Here is an 18451-nt window from a genome sequence, read left to right on the forward strand (position 1 = left end):
GGAGATAACAGTACCTAAATGCCCTATTTCGTAAGAGTTTTTTAGGTCATACCATTACTGTACTAACAATCAGTGGCTAAGAAAATAGCCCCTGATTAAAGGATCGCTTTATCCCTCAATGAAACGCAACCTTATTTTGGTGTTGCAGCATCTGTGGCGGTATTTCTACGCTTGACGAACGTGATGAGAAAGATTCCATTTTTCTGTATTGTAAACTTTAAGCCATATATTTCATATTTACAAAAACTTCTGAACTGCTAAGCACACCTTTTATGCGTTTAAAATTTGTGTCTCTTCCTTGCAGCCAACGATCAAAGTCAAACATAAAAGGTTCTCTATTTCCTCCTAATGCAAACCAGGCATTTTTCGTTTTTGGTAAATATAATGCAGTATGCAGTGTTCCCGCCCAAGCTCCGTATTTAGTAGAAAAAACACCGTACTCTGTGCGGTTAAACATTTGAAAAGCCTGATAGGGATTAAAAACGTTCACTGATTGCTGTTCAATTGCTCGATAACGTCGAAGCGAATCGTCCATTCGGAATCGGTTTTCATTGGTTAATTTTTGAAAGTGGTTGGTACAAATAGAAGATTCTTGTACAACAACTGCTCGTGGAGAGGCTTCAACAACCTTCTTTTCTCCATGTATATCTAGTAATACATAACTAAATGTATGCCGATGTGGAATTTCTTTTAACAAGTTAATTGCTTCTTGAACATTCCGGCAGGATTCCAAAATAATCCGGCCAATCATATTGCATAAAAATCCATCACTTGACTGTTTGCGATTAATAAAGTTATAGCCCATCACTAATCCATGTTCATTCATCCCATCCGTGCGCCCAGTGATTTGCATCGTAGGTCCAATGGTGGCGTATCCAACATCTGTTGGTTGATACATCAAGTAACGTCCTTCATAGGTAGATGGTGCATTATCATAGTTCCGTACCATATAATGAGCCTCCGTGTAAATCGAACAACCACTGCGTCCATATTCCAGATAATAGCCGCCAAATTCTTGAATGGCTTCCTGGATATTCATTTTTAATGCGTCCGCTAACCCATGCAATTCTTCCCAAATACCTGGTGCATAATGGTGTAACAGCTCTTTTATTCTATGATGGTCAATGATAAAATGACGATCCTTTATCGGTCCCCATTGCTTTTTACGGTTAGGAAGAATGAATGAATTTTTAAGCAGACTTCCTTGATAATAGCCAAAATCGTAATGTTTGCCGCGATATTGGATGATATCACTATATACTTGTTGCACGGAAAAAACTCCTTTACATATCAAAATTGCCTGATCTAGTATTTTCTGTATCCCATATAAGGTGCCGGAAGCCTCCTATTTCAGGAGTTGGATAATCTGTAAAACAACAAGTTTAAGTGGGAGATAACAGCACCTAAATGCCCTATTTCGTAAGAGGTCTTGCCTTTAGATCATACCATTACGGTACTAACGATCCAGTGGTGAATGAAAACCCTCACTGATGGAAGATTCACTTTATTTAAATGAATTACATCGTGCTTCACTTCATAGAAATATGTTAGATAGCTTTATATCGTTACCTTGCCTTGTAATAAAATGAGAAGCTATATTGAGTTTACGTGATGTCACGGAAAAAGCCTAAGAAAATGCTTTATCAAAAATAGAGGAGTTGATTACAAAAACGAATACAATATGGAGTACTTCTATATTAGCTAGTTAATTAAAAATAGCTGTCTCTAGTTATTAGACAGCTATTGTCATATTAAGTTAAGGATTACGTTTCGTTATTTCTTGGTTCATCGGGTTTTCTCTGGAAAATTCAACGTCTGGTCGCAGTTTATTATGTTTATTTTGGTTATTTTGCTTGTTTTTATCTTTGTTACGATTTTTATTTTGCTCAGACATGGCAATACCTCCTTTAGTAACTGTTAGATTAACCTTTTTGTAAAAAAATATGCGTATGCGTGAGCTAAAACAGGGGGAAGCTCAAAAATGGAAAAATAGTTAGAAGGTCAAATTGACATGGACCGGAAAGTACGATTAACTTTTATTTTCCGTTCGACCTATTTTAAAAATATTGACACAAAAATGTATTCCGCGTATTATAATAAACTAAATCCGACTATTTTTATAAGGAAAGGGTGGTTTGTGTGAAAGTCCAACCAGTAAGTGAAGTTAGAGACCCTATACCCGCAAGTAATTCTCGTTTAAAGAAACCACAAACAGCACTGATTACAGGTGGCTTGATGATTGCTTTCATACTGGTAATATATTTATTTGCGACTCAAGCAATTGTACAGCCAATTTTGCTAGTACTTGGTTTATTATTAGGCTATACGTTATTCCATGCGCGTTTTGGGTTTACTTCTGCGTTTCGAAGGTTTATGTCAGTAGGCAATGGAGAGGCTATACGTTCACATATGGTAATGCTTGCTGTAGCGGTTACGCTATTTGCACCAATTCTTGCATATGGATATTCTTTTTTTGGTGCTGAAGTAAGCGGCTATGTTTCACCAGTTGGGGTCAGCTTGCTAGTAGGAGCGTTTATTTTTGGAATCGGCATGCAGCTTGGTGGCGGGTGTGCTTCTGGTACCCTATACGCTGTTGGTGGGGGACGATCCGTCATGTTTGTAACATTAGTTTTCTTTATTATTGGCTCAACGATCGGCGCAATGCATCTTCCGTTTTGGACAGATGATTTACCGAGTTTTGGAACTATTTCTTTAGCTACATCAACAGGACTGGGGTATGGTGGTGCATGGCTGCTATCTATCATTTTATTCGGAATCATTACATGGATCACCTTTATCGTAGAGCGAAAAAAACAACCTCCTAAAATGGCTACTGTTCCTTCGGCAAAAGGGTGGAAGCGTATATTACGTGGTTCATGGCCTTTATTTGCAGCGGCAATTGTATTAGCTGTTTTAAACGCACTTACGCTTATGACTCGAGGAACTCCTTGGGGAATTACGTCTGGCTTTGCGCTTTGGGGTTCAAAAATTGCGCAGCTATTAGGTGTAGATGTTGCAAGCTGGGGTTATTGGCAAGGCGAGAATGCTCAATCATTGCAAGCTTCCATTTTTGCTGATTCAACAACTGTACTGAACTTTGGCGTCCTTCTTGGTGCTTTCATCGCCTCTGCTGCTGGTGGTTTATTTAAATTTACAAGCTTAAATATGAAAAACGTCACTGCATCAGTGATAGGTGGTCTATTAATGGGTTATGGAGCTCGATTAGCTTTTGGCTGTAACATCGGAGCGTATTTCGGTGGTATTGCCTCATTTAGCTTACACGGTTATATATGGGGGATACTAGCTTTAGGCGGAACATTTATTGCCTTATATTTACGTCCGTTATTTGGTCTATCTGTACCAAAATCAAAAGATTCGTTTTGTTAAAGAAAAACTGTCGTTGAAGGAATAGCTTCATACGGCAGTTTTTTTTACTGTATAGGAACCTATAAAATGAGTGCTTGTGGATAACGAAATAAAAAAAGCAATTAATATATCAATTTATCGCTTTAGAAGCTGATTACCAAGTCCAAATTGAAACTAGCGTAATTAACTCGGCTACGTTATCTCCTTTTCAATTTCCTCCGCCGTTTGAATTACATTATTCTCCATTCCATAAGCATCGCTATGAAAATGATGAGGATTATCGTTGTGATAATGGAACAGACCCAGATTTAGTCGCACACCTTGTGGTAACGCTCTATAGAGGAAAGACTGTTGACGGTCCAAATAAGGAAGATGTTATTCCGCCGATCGATAAAAAGTATTTCATGTATTCTATAAGCAGTGATATAAAAGACGCACAAACTGCTATAATACAGTCTCCAGTCTATTATAGTTTAAATTTATGTCGTGCACTTTACTATTTTCGGGAAGGTGTGATAGCTTCCAAGCTAGAAGGAGGCAAATGGGCGAAGCAGATTATTTCTGATAACTGGAAACCATTAATAAATCTAACGTTAGATCATTATCAGCAGAAATTAACGAACCCAAGTTGGGACCAGGAGCATTTGGTCAACTTTGCTACATATATGCTAAAGAAAATAGGCCTCGAGTAATAGCTATGTGTTTTTTATGGCTATTTGTGTTTTACCTTACATGTGGGAGTAAGACCTGTCTTCTAATCTGTCAAAGTCAACTGAACCACTGCAGAATAAGATCTAGCGCAAGTCGAATTCCGATTCTAATTGACTAACAATCAATAGAGAGTGAAGAAAACCCAGTAATTGAAAGGTCATTTTATCCCGAATATAAGGTGCCGTAAGACACCTACTTCAGGAGTTGGGTAATGGTAATCTGTATAGCAACAAGTCTAAGCGGAAGTTAACAGCACCTAGATGCCCTGTTTCGTAAGAGCCCTTTAGGTCATACCATTATGGTACTAACAATCAGTAGGGAGAAAATAGCTGGTGATTGAAGATTCATTATATGTGATAAAATTCACAATTAAATTCACAAACATGTCACCTAAAATGTATTGCTGTATCCGATTACAAATGATATATTTTGTTGTAGACTGTTAGAATATGTTATAAAACGAGAGGAGGTTTCTATGTTACCACTCGAAAGGAAAGCGCGTATTAAAGAGCTGATTTTGCAAAAGAAAAATTTAAAGATAACTGACTTAAGCAAGATGTTCGGTGTCTCTGAGATGACGATTCACCGTGATGTTAAAATATTGGAGCAAGAAGGCATCATCACAAAAACGTTCGGTGGTATTTCTTTAGTGAAAACGGAGGAAAGCAAGCAAGACCGTTGCGTCTATTGCAGCAGATCGATCCATGAAAAATTAGCTTATCGGTTAATTTTATCTAATCACGATATTGAAGTGGCCTGCTGTGCACATTGTGGGTTGCTTCGTCAACAACAACTTGGAGATAAAGTGATTCAAGCCATTTGCCCAGATTTTCTTAGACAAACTACCATCAGTGCACCAATCGCTTGGTACGTAACCGATACTACTTTACATATGGGGTGCTGTCATCCGCAATTATTAACTTTCGAGTTTCGAGAGCATGCAGAGAAATTTGTAAAGGGTTTTGGAGGGAAAGTGTATTCTTTTGAGAAAGCAAAAGAAGTTTTAATGAAACAAATGAATGGAACGATGCAATGCAAGCATCACTAACTTGAAGAGAAGAAGGGGATTTGTTGTATCATGAAAAAAATATGGATCTTTATCGCAGTCGCTGTTTTATTGTTTATAACAGCATGTGGGCAAGAAACAACAAAAGAAAAAGATGCTGCTGATTCGGAAGAAGAACTTAAGAAGTTAAAAGTAGATTTTAAAGTTCCTGAATCAGCTGAACCAGGTGAAAATGTTGAATTAAAGGCAACCGTAACCTATGGTGAAGAAAAAGTAACAGACGCTGATGAAGTTGTTTTCGAAGTTTGGGAAAAAGGGAATAAAGACGACAGTACCAAATTAGACTCAACCAACCATGAAGATGGCACCTACACAGCAAAAATTACATTTGATAAAGATGGAGTTTATGAGATGTATGCTCATACAACAGCTAGAGATCTGCATACCATGCCTAAAAAATTCATTACAGTTGGTTCAGGAGATAGTGGACAAACGGAAGATGCATCTGAAGATGATGAACATGCCGATCAGGAAGCTGCTGGAGGCTTCGATCTGCACTTTATGGAACCTGAAAATGTGGTAGCAGGAGAAGAAACGGAGCTAATGGTTCATTTACAAATGGATGGGAATCCTTTAGAGGAAGCTTCTGTCCGTTATGAATTTGGTCGTAAAGATGCAGAGAATAAAGAATGGGCAGATGCGAAAGAGAGCAAAGCAGGTGAATACACTGCTTCCCATACATTTGCTGAAGAAGGAACGTATCAAGTAATGATACATGTGGAAAGTGGTGAAGATTTACATGAACATCAAGAGTATGAAATTGCTGTGACTAAATAAAGTGTGACTCTAAAACAAATTAATTAATGCTGCTTTTTTGAAAATCAAAGATAGTTTGCATATGTTATAATTATCAATATATAATCGTAACACTGCCATTTATACGGCAAAATGGCGGTGACATGAAAGTTTAAAAAGTAATCTACGTCCTAATTTGTCGGGCAAGGTGGATTGCTTTTTATTTATCTTGCTTATTAATGCAGATAATGGGCTAAACGTAAAATTACAGTTTTATCCTCACGAGAGCACGCTTTAGAAGTGACCATCATATATTATACTCATTGAGCTCGTATATATCGTACTATAGAGAACCTATACAGCTAAGTATATAAGTATTAGATAAAAAGGATTTATATGATAGATAATTGCTGAAAACAGGAAGCAAATAGAAGAGAGACATTGAAACAAATGTCTCTCTATTCAACATATAGCTTATTGTTTTTCTACCTCAGCTAATTCCTTATCGATTTCTTCCTTTTGATAGCGCGGGCGATTTAAATCATAATCAGGAGTGGATTGATGTTTTCCGCTTATATTTTCCAATAATTCCTTGACATCAATTCCTGATGAAGCTTTGAGCGTTTCCTGTAAACTTGCCATTAAGTTCGTAGCGTAACCGGAAACTTTGTTGGCCCCACCATCGGTACCATTACCACCTGTATCCACGACAGTAATCTTATCAATATTGGATAGTGGGCTAGCTACTTCTTTTGCATATTCTGGAAGCATTTTAATAATCATATCTAAAATCGCTGCTTGACCGTATTGCTCAAATGCTTGCGCAATTTCTCGTTTTGCTTCTGCTTCTGCTAAACCAGTAAGCCTGATGACCTCTGCTTCAGATTCCCCTTGTGCTCGTTGTGAGTCCGCTTTAGCAAGACCATCCACACGCACTCGTTCCGCTTCTGCTTTAGCTTCTGCCTCAATGCGGTATTGATTTGCCTCCGCTTCTGCCATTTGCTTCATTTTATCTGCTGAAGCTGCTTGCTCTACAGCATAACGATCTGCATCTGCTTTCTTTTTAACTTCAGAATCATATTGTCTTTCACGTCGTAAAATTTCTTTTTCTTCTAATTCAATTTGCTTTTGACGTTCAATAATTTTAATTTGCATTTCTTGTTCTGTTACGTCCTGTCTTGCTCTTGCTGTTTCCAAATCATAAGCTTGGTCGGCACGAGCTTTTGCAATATCTTGCTCCCGGCGATAATCTGCCGTTTTTAATTGATTAACTTTTTCTGCTTCAGCTATTTCAGTGGCGCGCTCTAATTCGGCTTTTTTAGCATCCTTGGCAGCCTCTGCTTGTTTAATTCTAGTTTCTTTATCTGCCTCCGCAGTAGCAATATCTGCATCTCGTTTTACTTGGGCGATTCTTGGCTTACCGAGTGATTCTAAGTATCCGTTTTTATCTTTAACATCTTTAATGGTAAATGAAACAATAATAAGTCCCATTTTAGCTAAATCTTGCGAGGCAACACGCTGTACTTCCTGAGAGAATTTATCCCGGTTTTTGTAAATTTCTTCTACTGTCATAGAGCCTAAAATAGAACGAAGATGTCCTTCGAGTACTTCTTTTGCCTCTACTTCGCGATCTTCCTTTGTTTTCCCAAGGAATTGTTCAGCAGCTGTAGCGATTTCACTGATGGAACCGCCAATTTTTATAATAGCTGTTCCATCAGCCATAACGGGAACACCTTGTTCTGTATACACTTCAGGTGTTGTTACTTCTAATTTACTAGATAATAGACTAAGTGGCTCTGCCTGTTGAAAAACAGGTAATACGAATGCTCCACCGCCACGAATAATTTTAATCTTATTGCCAGATTCATCGACATGGACATTTTTACCGCCAAGATAGCTTCCAGTTACAATTAGTGCTTCATCAGGTCCAGCAGTGCGGTATTTGGAAACAAAAATACCAATAAGTGCTACTAATAAAAATATGACAATCCCAATAATAATCCAAAATCCTTCAAACATATAATTCCTCCTTGTATAGTTGATTTATATAAATATAAAATGTAAAACCGAAGTGATAAACCTATCTAAGTCAAACAATGCGACTTAGGTATGCTGGTATATCTGTATAAATGATTTCTATAATACTATAAAAAATGGCTGTGTTTCCCATACAAGCAACCTGTAATAGTTAGCTAAGTTCGTCTACATCTAATTTATTCTTATCATAAGGCTCGACATATAGGACACCTTCCTTTATGTCTAAAATCAGCACTTCTGCTCCCTCGGGTATCGGTTGGTTATCATAGGCAGTTACAGGTTTGGAAATTCTCCCGCTTTTGCTCTCAATGACGACTTCTCCATAACCGTCAGCTGGGATGGGAATGATGATTTTCCCAACACGACCAATTAAAGAATCTTCGGTATAACCAAGCGATTCTTCGGCAGAAGCCAAAGGGATTAATATAAATACATTTAACAGCGTATCAAGAATAAGGGCAATAAAAATAGCAGTTAAAATAATGAGCAGGCTGGAAATTGAAGTTAAGGTTTCTAGTAAATAGCCTGTAGCAGAAAAGAAGGTGATAAATGCTAGAATAAGAATAGGGTTGGCTATTGGCAATACCTCACCAATTCCCTCTAATATATCGCCAAAAAGCATATAAATGATGGTAAGGGCTGCTGCTATGATTAGCATGTATAAGTAAAGTGTCTCGATTGGCAACCCAAAAAGAGTCATATGGATCCCCCCTTTTTTATCATTATGGAAATCATTTACTTACAATACGAACGAAATGTATGAAAAGTTTCAAATTATGTCATAATTAATTAATTTATTTCGTAAATAATGTGCTGCTCGCATTCTCTTTAGGAGTTAGATAATCTTGTAATATTACAAGTTATTAGTCGCTGGTTAAAAGCAACAATCTGGAAGCCTGCTTATCTTTGGATACGCAGATTCGACAATAGAGCCAGTCCGTAAATATACACACTGTGGTTGGGAAGTTATAACTAAAAGTATGAATTGTATAAATTTCCCAAATGGACAGAACACCTTTTACTTAGGTTTTGATTCTTTGTCAAAATTGACAGAGATATATTAACAGAATAATCAAACTATATTTATGCAACGCTAGTCAATTCGGTTAATTCCTTTAATTATTATCCATTCCATCTCCAAAAAGCCTCCCATTAGTTAAACAGGTAGAAATTGGAACTGTTTACCCCGCATGTAAGGTACCGTAAGACTCCGACTTCAAGATCTTGAGTTGATACAAGGTCTAAGTGGGAGAAAACGGTACCTAAATGCTCGATTCGTTCAAGGACATTTAGGTCATACCCTGGTGGTACTAACATTCAGTAGGAGATGGAAGAAAACTCCTACTGAATGAAGTTTTACTTTAATGAGAGAAAGTTTTTCGGGACCGTACAGCTTAATTTTCAGAAGTTACCTCTTCCGCGTTATGATAATATTCACCAATTACTTCTCCTAAAGCCTTAGAGGTGTTGGAAAGCTCCTCTTTGTTGTTGTCCACACCACCAACTTCAATTAAAATGGATTTTTTAGATAGGTCTTGATTATAAACACCGTTTCCATCAGATCGATCCTTTAAAAAGATCCCCCTGCTTATTCCTGGATACTTTGCTTCTAGCTTCGCATTTAGTTTTTCTACAAAAGCTAGATTTTCTTTATAATTTTCGTGTTCTGCGCCAACAACAAAATAAAGCTTTGCATAAGCATTGTCATTAATAGTAACGGTAGTAATATCCTTGCGCTGGGCGTCGCGGTGAATATCAATGAAATATTGCATCCTATCATTGCTTGCCATTGCTTCTTCCACCATACTTCGTGATAACCGATACGAGTCATAGTAATCCCAGCCTCTTTCGTGCAAGGCGGCAGTGACATTTGTTCTATCATGGAATGTAGGGATTCCTTGCTTTTCTAGTTGTTCTGTTAACAACGAACCTACTACAATAATATTTTTTGTGTTATCCGTGCTGGAAGCTTGTGAAGGTTTCTGTTTATCTTCTCCTAATAATGGCAAAAAAGCTTCCCAGCTATGACTATGATAGACATATATTTCTGCTTCTTGCTGATTAGTTCTATTTTTACTATCCGGTTGCTTTTCTTCTTCCGGTTCTTCCTTTAATAATTCTTCAAAATCTGGTGGTGGCGATTCAATTGGCATCGTTTCTTCTCCAGATTCGTTGGCAACTATTGGCAACTGAACTGCCGGATTTCTTCCCGGAAGTGCTAAATCTAATAAACTCGTAAAATTTCTAGGTGAAACGCCAGAGGCAGCTTCCAATAGTAACTTTGGCCAATCAGGTTTCTCTATATCATTGGATTCAAGCGTTGTTTCCAGTAACGGAATTTCTGTAGTCATTGCGGTAAAGAGTGCATCGGAAAAAATAGCGGATTCAGTAATCTCATCGACCAAGGGCAGTTGAAAAAAATGATGCTGAAACTTAGGTAATGTTAAAAATGTGATTAAGAAAAGTATGATTGTCATAGCGGATAGTCCAGTAAATAATATTCGTCGCATTTAAGGTCAGCCTTTCTTTGTTTCTTCCCTATATTCTATGCAATGGAGTCTTTTTAATAGAACGAGCAAAATATCAATGTAAGCATATGAAATGGAATATTAAGCTAATGTAAGAATAATTAAAATCCGGTAAATATTATGTAAAAAACACGCACAAAGATATAAAACTATGTTTAAATGAACGTGAAGAGGGAGGGGAAAGAATGAGTAAAGTGGAATTATGGGACATTTCCAAGTCCTATGATAAGCAGGCAAATGTTCTCAATGGTATAAACCTATCTATTGAAAAAGGTGAGTTTTTTGTCTTAGTTGGCCCATCAGGTTCAGGGAAAAGTACATTGTTACGTATGATTGCTGGTTTGGAAGAAATTACAGGAGGCACGTTAAAAATAGCAGATCAAGTGGTGAACCACCTGCGTCCAAAGGATCGTAATTTATCCATGGTTTTCCAAAATTATGCATTGTATCCCCATCTAACTGTGGAGCAGAATATTTTATTTGGCTTACGCGCAAAAAAAGTAAATAAGCAGGAGCAACAGGAACGATTAAAAAAAGCGACTGCAATGATGGGATTGACTGATTTATTAAAACGAAAACCGAGAGAACTTTCTGGAGGACAAAGGCAACGAGTAGCTTTAGCAAGATCAGTGGTTAGCGACGCGCCTCTTTGTTTAATGGATGAGCCACTTTCTAATTTGGACGCAAAGCTTCGTGCGCATATGCGCATAGAGGTACGCAGATTACAAAAAAAACTTGGTTTAACGATGATTTATGTGACGCATGACCAGGTGGAGGCTATGACCATGGGTGATCGGATCATGGTATTAAATGACGGGAAAATTCAGCAAGTTGGAGATCCGATTACGTTGTACAATGAACCTGCAAATCTATTTGTTGCTTCATTTATCGGCTCACCTAAAATGAATCTTGGCAAAGCGGTGTTCGCAAATCAAATGTTAAAGGTAGAAGATTTCCTTGAAATTGATATGGGCTCTATTACACCGGCTACTAAAATTGTACAGACTGCTAATCTTACTATTGGTATTCGAGCGGAACATATACTACCAGCGACTGATAAGGAAGCCACACATGAGCTGGAAGTCATAAATGTCGAACAGCTTGGTAATGAAACGTTAGCAACCTTTGAAATCGGAACAGAATTATGGACGGCAAAATGGCTCGGTCAATGGTCGATAAAAGTTGGCGAAATGGTTCCGGTACATATATCAAAAGACAAACTCTGTTTTTTTGATACAGATTCAGGCCGTTTATTAAAAGCAACCTCTCCAACAAAAGAAACAGAGGTTGTAGTTGTATGAAAGAAGCTGTCATGATTCCGGAACAATACAAACAAATCGATTTTATGAAAGTGAAGAAAAAACAAAAACGAGTTCGATTTATAAAAGGAATGCTTTTTCTATTACCTTCAATTTTATTGTTTAGCATATTTTTATTCTATCCAATGGCGAGAACACTATATTTAAGCTTTTTCCTTACCGATAACAGTGGAGCAACAACGGTTTTCGTTGGATTGGATAATTTTAAAAATATCTTTACATCACCAATTTTTCTAAAAAGTTTACAATCTACATTTCTGTTTGTGCTTTACACTGTCCCAGGTACGATTATCATTAGCTTGTTTTTAGCAGTTATTGCAAACGAGAAATTAAAAGGCATCGGCTTCTTTCGGATGATTTTTTCCTCTACGATGGGGATTTCCGTAGCAGCAGCTTCCGTATTCTGGATGTTTTTATTTCACCCGACGATGGGCTGGCTGAATCAATTTTTGGAAGCATTAGGGTTCGAAGCAATTGGTTGGCTGACAGATCCGGAATGGGCGCTCTTATCTGTATCCATTTCAACGATCTGGATGAATTTGGGTTTTACCTTTCTTATTTTGCTTGGTGGATTGCAATCGATAGACTCTCACCTATATGAAAGTGCGGAGATTGATGGAGCTAGCTATTTTTATAAATTGCGACGAATTACTGTACCAATGTTGTCACCAACGTTATTTTTTGTCATTACTGTTTCGTTCATTAATGCGTTTCAAACATTTGGTCAAATAGACATGTTAACTCGTGGCGGACCGCAAAATGAAACTAATTTAATCGTATATTCCATTTATCAAGAGGCGTTTGAAAATTATCAATATGGTACTGCGAGCGCCCAAGCGGTCATCTTGTTTTTTATCATTCTTTTGATGACGTTACTACAGTTTAAGCTAGGAGAGAGGAAGGTGCACTATCAGTGACGATGGCTATAAGTAAAAAATTGCTTTTTTACCTTCTTCTTACGGTGTCTGCTTTATTACTTTTTTCACCTGCGATTATTGCATTTCTAATGAGCTTTATGTCCAGTCAAGATATTTTAACAGGAAGAATTATACCGGAAACGTGGACTTTGGATAACTATATTAAAGCGTTTGAGCGATTTCCGTTATTTGGTTATTTAATGAACAGTTTTTTTGTATCGCTCATCATTATGATAGGTCAACTACTGTTATCGAGCTTAGCGGCTTATGCGTTTGTATTTTTGGAATTTAAAGGCAGAGACACATTATTTTTTATTTTTATTGCAACGATGATGATTCCATTTGAAGCCTCCATCATCCCGAATTTTCAAACGATACGAGGACTTGATCTATTAAATACGTACACAGGATTGTCACTGCCTTTTTTTGCAGTAGCGTTTGGTACGTTTCTATTAAGGCAACATTTTAAACAAATTCCGAAAGAATTAAAGGAAGCGAGTGAAATTACGGGGATGGGGGATTTTAAATTTTATTTAACGGTTGTCCTTCCCATTGCTAAAACGAGCTTAGTTACTTTAGGGATTTATGGCTTTTTAACGTCTTGGAACATGTACCTTTGGCCATTACTAGCTACTACGGATGATACCGTCCGTACAGTGCAAATTGGGCTCAAGCAACTCCAGTCACAAGAGCAATTAAATGAATGGGGCGTGATTATGGCTGGAGGACTGATTGTCGTTTTACCAACATTAATTCTTTTATTCTTAGGACAAAAGAAATTACAAAAAGGATTGACGGAAGGTGCAATTAAATAAACTTCTTGTGTGTTATTCCAAGTTTTCCTACCAGTTTAATGAATCTATTAATTATTCAGTGATGCTAAGTCACGATAGTCCTTACTTTTTACGAACGTTTGTAAATATCAAATTGGCTACGATCTAGTAGCGAACATTCATAGAAGGAGTGTGGAAAGTTGAAACGATTATTTATATTCATTTTGGTCGCGTTCATTATGTTGCTTTCTGCTTGTAATTCTTCCGAAGAAAGTGAGGGAGAAGGTACTGCCAATGCCAAAGGGGATGGAGAAACGAAAGGAAAAACGGAAGTGACATTCTGGCATGCCATGGGTGGTCAAGCTCAAGTAGCATTAGATGAAATTGTAAAAAAGTATAATGAGTCACAGGATGACGTTCAAGTAAATGCTGAATTTCAAGGAACATATGAAGAAACATTATCGAAGTATCACAGTGTAGGTGGAACAGACGATGCACCGACAATTGTACAAGTGAATGAAATTGGAACAATGTCTGTCATTAATAGTGGAAACATTGAACCGATCCAAAAATTCATTGATGAAGAAGGTTATGACATGAGTAATTTGGAAGCAAATATTACAAACTACTATAAGGTAGATGGAAAATTTTATTCCATGCCATTTAATTCTTCAACTCCTGTGATGTACTATAATAAGGACGCGTTTAAAAAAGCTGGTTTAGATCCAGAATCACCACCAGAAACGTATGAAGAAGTGGAGGCAGCTGGTAAGGCGATTATGGAATCAAACCCTGAAATGAAAGGTTTTGCACTTCAAGCATATGGATGGTTATTTGAAGAATTGCTTGCGAACCAGGGTGGTTTATTACTAAATAATGATAATGGAAGAGGCGATACAGCAACAGAGGTTGCGTTTGATAACGAACAAGGTAAGTCGACCTTTGAATGGGTAAAGCGCATGATGGATGATGGTACGTTTGCGAACTATGGTACTAATTCCGATAATATGGTTACTGGCTTTTTAAGTGGTGATGTTGCTATGTTTATGCAATCCTCTGCAAGTGCTCGAGATGTGATTGATAATGCACCATTTGAAGTAGGTGTTGCTTTTATACCATATCCAGAAAAAGAGGAACGTCACGGTGTCGTCATTGGCGGGGCAAGTTTATGGATGTCTAAAGGAAAACCAGAAGCAGAGCAAAAAGCAGCTTGGGATTTCTTGAAGTATGTACAAAAGCCCGAGATACAAGCAGAATGGCATGTGGGAACAGGGTATTTTGCAATAAATCCTGCTGCATATGAAGAACAAGTGGTAAAAGATGCTTATAAAGAGATGCCGCAATTACAAGTAACGGTTGAACAATTGCAGGCAACAAAGCCATCGATTGCAACACAAGGTGCATTAATGGATATGATACCTGAAGAGCGAAAAATTATCGAAACAGCATTAGAAACAGTCTATAATGGCGGCAATGTCGATGAAGCATTTTCGACTGCAGTAGAGCAAGTGAATGCCGCAATTGAGCAGGCAAATAAGGCTAGAGGAGAATAATTCATCACAAAGGGAATGGAGGCTTTATCGTGCTTCATTCTCTTCTCTCCCTAGAGAAATATTGCCCTAATTCATGTTTATTGTACTCGAAAAGTTTAAACTTTATAGAGGAGGACTTTTATGAATACGAAAGTTTATGGACACAGAGGGTGTATGGGAACGTATCCAGAAAATACATTAGTTGGCTTTATGCAAGCGATCCGCCAAGGAGTTGACGGGATTGAATTAGATGTTCATATGACAAAGGATCGAGAAATTGTGGTTATCCATGATGAATTTTTGGACCGAACGACCGATGGCACAGGTTTCATTAAGGATATGACCTTAGCTGAAATAAGGAGGTACAGTGCGGGGGTAAGGTTTTCTCATTATGATCAATTTGTAGATCAATGGCGTTTGGAGCAAGTTCCTACATTACAAGAGGTTTTAGTTTTACTAAAACCATATTCAATCGAATTAAACATTGAACTAAAGACAACGAAATTTACATATACAGGAATTGAAGAAGCAGTTCACCAAATTGTACAGGCATATGGAAATAAACGCAAAGTGATTTATTCCTCGTTTCATTTACCAACATTGCTTCGTATGAAAAGAATGGATCCAAATGCTGATATCGCTCTTTTATCAAAAGGAAAGTTATCGCATCCACATGAGTACATGGATTGTTTTCAACTGGAAGCGATTCACATTTCAAAAAATGCTATTTTAAATAACGTAACAAATTGGAAGGCTCTTCTTCCGAGTCTCCGCGCATGGACGGTAAACGATACGAATGACATTAAGCAATTGCTTGATCTCCGAGTGTCTGCTATAATGACTGACTTTCCAGAAAAGGCTGTGTTTTATCGAAGTGAACGTAAATCATTTGTTTAAAAAAATGGGGGGGATAATGCTGGTTTTTTTATTACTTGCCGGGCTATCATTATACGCTAGTGCGGAAATAAATATAGAACCAAAGCTAGTAGATAAGGCGGAAATCTATGCTCATCGTGGTGCCAATGATCGTTTTAATGAAAGCACGGTAACTGCTTATGAAATTGCAGCTCGTGATGAAGTGGATGCGTTAGAATTAGATTTACGGATGACAGAAGACGATGAGCTTATTGTAATGCATGATGCGTCCATAGATCGAACAACGAATGGAAGTGGGCAAGTATCGGATTACACCTTTGAAGAATTGATGGAATTCGAGACAATTGAAGTTTTTCAACAAGAAGAAAAACGAGAGGCTATACCAGCATTAGAAGAAGTGTTTCAGACGTTTGGAAAGAATGAGCATTATTATATTGAAACTCGGCTCGTCAATGGAAAAACTGAGATGGAAAAGCCATTAATCGAACTGCTGAAAGCATATGGTTTACTTGATAAGCAATATGTTTCTTTCCAGTCATTTTCCGAAGAAAGCTTAGAAAAACTGCAGGATTTAGTTCCATCCATCCCGTTAACGTTGTTATTTAAAAAAGGTGAATTTAATCTCCAAAAGGCAAAAAAAGTCGCTTACCCAGCTATTGGAATAGAAGCAAATGACGTGAGTTTACAAGTAGTAAATGAGCTTCACCAACAGGGAAAAGAGGTTCACGTTTATTTTACAGATTTAGCAACCCAAAAACAGGAGCAAAAACGGGTACAGCAATATGACGTGGATGGCTATTTTACGGACTTCATTGGCTACACCAAAAAATTACTAGAAGAATAAAGTAAATCTTGAATTGTCACGTATGTTTTGACAGGAAATATAGATAAAAAGCAGGTCGCTTAAGCTCGACCTGCTTTTCATATGATGAGGAGCTTACAAACAAGCTGCTCCTACAATAATGAGTAGGATGAACAAGACAACAATTAAAGCAAATCCACCTACACCACAGCCGTAACTAGTAGGTGCTGCATAACTGTATCCTCCACAACCCCAATTACAACCATATCCCATAAAATATCCTCCTATCTTTAATATCAATCATTAACAAAAGTAGGAAGCACCTACAATAATTAACAGAATAAACAATACGACAATTAAGGCAAATCCACTGCCGTAGCCGTAACCTGCAACAGCTTCACCCATACTGAACACCTCCAGTTCTTTTACAGTAATAATATATGCCTACGACTCGAAAATGATATGGGTGACCACCCATTTATGCTTTCAATGATGTTAAAAATCTAAACACAAGTGAAGGGACGTGCTGCTCCTTTTCAAACTAGAACATATAGGCAAAAGCGCTTATCTAATATGTTCGATGGTACAGCAAAAGAATAGGCTATATTGGTGACTTGTATAAGCTAGTGGATACATCTTGCGTCTTTTTCCGCTCTTTACCTGAGTAATCTGTCTTTTACAGGCTAATTACTATTTCATATAATGTTGTATCTGACTTATACATTGGGGGTGAAGTTGTATGTCAGGGGCACATTATTACTCTGTATGTCAGCGTCATATGGGTAAGGCAGTTGAAATACGAACACATTGTGGAAGAGTCCACCGGGGCATCATTGAACGAGTAAGTCCAAATCGTGTATATATTAGACCATTAGAAAGAGGAGGTGGTCTCGGCGGCTTTGGGATCGGGTACTACGGATATGGATTTGGCTACGGTGTTGCATTAGGCGCCATTGCAACACTTGCTGTTTTGCCATTTTTCTTTTGGTAAAAGCGTATGTTTTGTAAAAAGATGCGCATATGCTAGGCTGTACGATTAATCAATAGCGTTGTAATTGAGTAAAGATGATGACGTTCATATTCATTCATGGAAATAGAAGAATAACTTTTCAATAGAGTTGATTCATACAGTTGTTGATTGAATCAACTCTGTCTGTTTGGTCACCATGAGTCGAAATCCGACATTGTATAAAAAGATTTGGGGAAACGAATTAAGAAAATAGACCTACGAATCAGTGTAGGTTATATTTACCATTTCTTTAATGTGAAAAATGTACATTCTGTATAAATTGGGTCTTTATTATCAATTATCCAAAAAATGCATATAGTCGATTGACATAGAAAATTCGCTTGATTAGTCTTAAAGAAAGAGGTGCTAAAATTTTACTGTACATTTTCGCCTCTAAAGTGAATAAAAAGGGAGATGAAGTGTAATGTCAGGACAAATTCGTATGACGCCTGAACAACTACAGGCAAAAGCAAAGCGGTATGGAAATAGTTCAGATCAAATTGAACAAATCCTTAGAGACCTATCTAACTTACAAGTAGAATTACGCTCAGAGTGGGAGGGCCGTGCATTTGAACGATTTGATGAACAATTCATTGATCTTAAGCCGAAAGTACTGAATTTTGCGCATTTAATGAAGGAAATTGAAATGCAATTGACTAAAACAGCAGAAGCGGTTGCGGATCAAGACCATGCTTTAGCCCAAAATTTTGGTCTAAGATAAAATCGGTTCATATTATGAGCGAAAAAATGGTCATAAACAACGTTTCGTGACTCCCTATT

19 protein-coding genes are annotated in these 18451 nt (G+C 37.5%); 12 read left to right on the forward strand and 7 right to left on the reverse strand.

Going from position 1 to position 18451, the window contains the following annotated elements:
* Positions 1 to 217 precede the first annotated feature (217 nt).
* Both BKP57_RS19000 and BKP57_RS22570 read right to left on the reverse strand, forming a co-directional pair.
* Positions 218 to 1270 carry a C45 family autoproteolytic acyltransferase/hydrolase gene (locus BKP57_RS19000; protein WP_050352504.1) on the reverse strand — a complete coding sequence of 351 codons (1053 nt, stop codon included), beginning with the start codon at positions 1268 to 1270 and terminating at the stop codon, positions 218 to 220.
* Between the two features lie 486 nt (positions 1271 to 1756).
* Positions 1757 to 1894 carry a hypothetical protein gene (locus BKP57_RS22570; protein WP_169770803.1) on the reverse strand — a complete coding sequence of 46 codons (138 nt, stop codon included), beginning with the start codon at positions 1892 to 1894 and terminating at the stop codon, positions 1757 to 1759.
* Between the two features lie 245 nt (positions 1895 to 2139).
* Between BKP57_RS22570 and BKP57_RS19005 the strand changes: the two genes are divergently transcribed.
* The 4 genes from BKP57_RS19005 (at position 2140) to BKP57_RS19020 (ending at position 5920) form a co-directional block, all read left to right on the forward strand.
* A complete protein-coding gene (locus BKP57_RS19005) occupies positions 2140 to 3387 on the forward strand; it encodes a YeeE/YedE family protein (protein WP_232231244.1) in 1248 nt (415 codons plus the stop codon).
* Positions 3388 to 3689: 302 nt separating this feature from the next.
* Positions 3690 to 4058 (forward strand): DUF4111 domain-containing protein, encoded by a 369-nt coding sequence (locus tag BKP57_RS19010; RefSeq protein ID WP_072742169.1) that lies wholly within the window; start codon positions 3690 to 3692, stop codon positions 4056 to 4058.
* 494 nt (positions 4059 to 4552) lie between these two features.
* On the forward strand, positions 4553 to 5125 hold the full coding sequence (locus tag BKP57_RS19015) for a DeoR family transcriptional regulator (RefSeq protein WP_050352507.1): 573 nt from the start codon (positions 4553 to 4555) through the stop codon (positions 5123 to 5125).
* Positions 5126 to 5155: 30 nt separating this feature from the next.
* On the forward strand, positions 5156 to 5920 hold the full coding sequence (locus tag BKP57_RS19020) for a FixH family protein (RefSeq protein WP_050352508.1): 765 nt from the start codon (positions 5156 to 5158) through the stop codon (positions 5918 to 5920).
* A 432-nt stretch (positions 5921 to 6352) separates the two neighbouring features.
* Here the strand turns inward: BKP57_RS19020 and BKP57_RS19025 are convergent, their stop codons facing one another.
* The 3 genes from BKP57_RS19025 to spoIIP all read right to left on the reverse strand — a co-directional run bounded on the left by BKP57_RS19025 (position 6353) and on the right by spoIIP (position 10425).
* Positions 6353 to 7897, reverse strand: coding sequence for a flotillin lipid rafts scaffold protein FloT (locus tag BKP57_RS19025; protein WP_050352509.1), 1545 nt, complete (start codon positions 7895 to 7897; stop codon positions 6353 to 6355).
* A 169-nt stretch (positions 7898 to 8066) separates the two neighbouring features.
* Positions 8067 to 8615 (reverse strand): NfeD family protein, encoded by a 549-nt coding sequence (locus BKP57_RS19030; RefSeq protein WP_072742170.1) that lies wholly within the window; start codon positions 8613 to 8615, stop codon positions 8067 to 8069.
* A gap of 694 nt (positions 8616 to 9309) precedes the next feature.
* A complete protein-coding gene (gene spoIIP / locus BKP57_RS19035) occupies positions 9310 to 10425 on the reverse strand; it encodes a stage II sporulation protein P (protein WP_050352511.1) in 1116 nt (371 codons plus the stop codon).
* A gap of 203 nt (positions 10426 to 10628) precedes the next feature.
* Between spoIIP and BKP57_RS19040 the strand changes: the two genes are divergently transcribed.
* The 6 genes from BKP57_RS19040 (at position 10629) to BKP57_RS19065 (ending at position 16704) form a co-directional block, all read left to right on the forward strand.
* Positions 10629 to 11744 (forward strand): ABC transporter ATP-binding protein, encoded by a 1116-nt coding sequence (locus BKP57_RS19040; protein ID WP_050352512.1) that lies wholly within the window; start codon positions 10629 to 10631, stop codon positions 11742 to 11744.
* Between the two features lie 44 nt (positions 11745 to 11788).
* Positions 11789 to 12679 carry a carbohydrate ABC transporter permease gene (locus BKP57_RS19045; protein WP_373314115.1) on the forward strand — a complete coding sequence of 297 codons (891 nt, stop codon included), beginning with the start codon at positions 11789 to 11791 and terminating at the stop codon, positions 12677 to 12679.
* A gap of 2 nt (positions 12680 to 12681) precedes the next feature.
* A complete protein-coding gene (locus BKP57_RS19050; protein ID WP_050352514.1) occupies positions 12682 to 13494 on the forward strand; it encodes a carbohydrate ABC transporter permease in 813 nt (270 codons plus the stop codon).
* A 197-nt stretch (positions 13495 to 13691) separates the two neighbouring features.
* The gene (locus tag BKP57_RS19055) at positions 13692 to 15005 is read left to right on the forward strand and encodes an ABC transporter substrate-binding protein (RefSeq protein ID WP_050353519.1); all 1314 of its coding nucleotides are present in this window, start codon (positions 13692 to 13694) and stop codon (positions 15003 to 15005) included.
* Positions 15006 to 15125: 120 nt separating this feature from the next.
* Entirely contained in the window at positions 15126 to 15881 is a 756-nt protein-coding gene (locus BKP57_RS19060; RefSeq protein WP_072742172.1) for a glycerophosphodiester phosphodiesterase, read from the forward strand.
* Between the two features lie 16 nt (positions 15882 to 15897).
* Positions 15898 to 16704, forward strand: a complete 807-nt coding sequence (locus BKP57_RS19065) for a glycerophosphodiester phosphodiesterase (RefSeq protein WP_050352516.1) — start codon at positions 15898 to 15900, stop codon at positions 16702 to 16704.
* A gap of 93 nt (positions 16705 to 16797) precedes the next feature.
* Here the strand turns inward: BKP57_RS19065 and BKP57_RS19070 are convergent, their stop codons facing one another.
* Together BKP57_RS19070 and BKP57_RS19075 are read right to left on the reverse strand one after the other, a co-directional pair.
* Positions 16798 to 16935 carry a YjcZ family sporulation protein gene (locus BKP57_RS19070; RefSeq protein WP_072742173.1) on the reverse strand — a complete coding sequence of 46 codons (138 nt, stop codon included), beginning with the start codon at positions 16933 to 16935 and terminating at the stop codon, positions 16798 to 16800.
* A gap of 30 nt (positions 16936 to 16965) precedes the next feature.
* A complete protein-coding gene (locus BKP57_RS19075; protein ID WP_072742174.1) occupies positions 16966 to 17067 on the reverse strand; it encodes a YjcZ family sporulation protein in 102 nt (33 codons plus the stop codon).
* A gap of 334 nt (positions 17068 to 17401) precedes the next feature.
* On the opposite strand from BKP57_RS19075, the gene BKP57_RS19080 reads away from it, so the two are divergent.
* On the forward strand, positions 17402 to 17653 hold the full coding sequence (locus tag BKP57_RS19080; RefSeq protein ID WP_050352517.1) for a hypothetical protein: 252 nt from the start codon (positions 17402 to 17404) through the stop codon (positions 17651 to 17653).
* Positions 17654 to 18095: 442 nt separating this feature from the next.
* Positions 18096 to 18392 carry a WXG100 family type VII secretion target gene (locus BKP57_RS19085; protein WP_050352518.1) on the forward strand — a complete coding sequence of 99 codons (297 nt, stop codon included), beginning with the start codon at positions 18096 to 18098 and terminating at the stop codon, positions 18390 to 18392.
* Positions 18393 to 18451 lie beyond the last annotated feature (59 nt).

The sequence above is a fragment of the Virgibacillus sp. 6R genome, assembly GCF_001895305.1.
GTDB classification, from domain to species: Bacteria; Bacillota; Bacilli; order Bacillales; family Amphibacillaceae; genus Virgibacillus; species Virgibacillus pantothenticus.

Excerpts from the sequence above, each read along its gene's own strand:
- BKP57_RS19025 (WP_050352509.1), bottom strand. The coding sequence starts at position 7,897 with ATGTTTGAAGGATTTTGGATTATTATTGGGATTGTCATATTTTTATTA.
- BKP57_RS19080 (WP_050352517.1), top strand. The coding sequence starts at position 17,402 with ATGTCAGGGGCACATTATTACTCTGTATGTCAGCGTCATATGGGTAAG.
- BKP57_RS19085 (WP_050352518.1), top strand. The coding sequence starts at position 18,096 with ATGTCAGGACAAATTCGTATGACGCCTGAACAACTACAGGCAAAAGCA.
- BKP57_RS19075 (WP_072742174.1), bottom strand. The coding sequence starts at position 17,067 with ATGGGTGAAGCTGTTGCAGGTTACGGCTACGGCAGTGGATTTGCCTTA.
- BKP57_RS19040 (WP_050352512.1), top strand. The coding sequence starts at position 10,629 with ATGAGTAAAGTGGAATTATGGGACATTTCCAAGTCCTATGATAAGCAG.
- BKP57_RS19060 (WP_072742172.1), top strand. The coding sequence starts at position 15,126 with ATGAATACGAAAGTTTATGGACACAGAGGGTGTATGGGAACGTATCCA.
- BKP57_RS19065 (WP_050352516.1), top strand. The coding sequence starts at position 15,898 with ATGCTGGTTTTTTTATTACTTGCCGGGCTATCATTATACGCTAGTGCG.
- BKP57_RS19070 (WP_072742173.1), bottom strand. The coding sequence starts at position 16,935 with ATGGGATATGGTTGTAATTGGGGTTGTGGAGGATACAGTTATGCAGCA.
- BKP57_RS19050 (WP_050352514.1), top strand. The coding sequence starts at position 12,682 with ATGGCTATAAGTAAAAAATTGCTTTTTTACCTTCTTCTTACGGTGTCT.
- BKP57_RS19015 (WP_050352507.1), top strand. The coding sequence starts at position 4,553 with ATGTTACCACTCGAAAGGAAAGCGCGTATTAAAGAGCTGATTTTGCAA.
- BKP57_RS22570 (WP_169770803.1), bottom strand. The coding sequence starts at position 1,894 with ATGTCTGAGCAAAATAAAAATCGTAACAAAGATAAAAACAAGCAAAAT.
- BKP57_RS19030 (WP_072742170.1), bottom strand. The coding sequence starts at position 8,615 with ATGACTCTTTTTGGGTTGCCAATCGAGACACTTTACTTATACATGCTA.
- spoIIP (WP_050352511.1), bottom strand. The coding sequence starts at position 10,425 with ATGCGACGAATATTATTTACTGGACTATCCGCTATGACAATCATACTT.
- BKP57_RS19055 (WP_050353519.1), top strand. The coding sequence starts at position 13,692 with ATGTTGCTTTCTGCTTGTAATTCTTCCGAAGAAAGTGAGGGAGAAGGT.
- BKP57_RS19045 (WP_373314115.1), top strand. The coding sequence starts at position 11,789 with ATGAAAGTGAAGAAAAAACAAAAACGAGTTCGATTTATAAAAGGAATG.
- BKP57_RS19020 (WP_050352508.1), top strand. The coding sequence starts at position 5,156 with ATGAAAAAAATATGGATCTTTATCGCAGTCGCTGTTTTATTGTTTATA.